This window comes from Bacillus nitratireducens, assembly GCF_036320425.1.
GTDB classification, from domain to species: domain Bacteria; phylum Bacillota; class Bacilli; order Bacillales; family Bacillaceae_G; genus Bacillus_A; species Bacillus_A nitratireducens.
The window spans coordinates 1-209 of the sequence record NZ_JAUMJO010000076.1; the positions used below are offsets into that span (position 1 = coordinate 1).

The 209-nt window shown below is 38.3% G+C and carries 1 protein-coding gene; it reads right to left on the reverse strand.

The window, feature by feature from the left end:
- The coding region (locus Q3V31_RS30925; RefSeq protein WP_329767711.1) for a DDE-type integrase/transposase/recombinase at nucleotides 1-209 on the reverse strand (209 nt) is incomplete at both ends.

Below are 209 nucleotides of genomic sequence, written 5' to 3' on the forward strand. Positions count from 1 at the left end.
GCATACCGTTAGGTATGCTTTTTTCTTTTTTTAACTGTTCAATTGCTATAGGATAAGCTGGATTCTTATCGACTGTTATCACACGTGGCTTTGAAACATGAAAAGACCGCAAAGCTTTCTTGAAAAAGCACTTTGCAGCCTTATGATCTCTTGTTTTGCTTAGGCAAAAATCGATTGTGTTTCCGTTCGAATCAACAGCACGATACAGG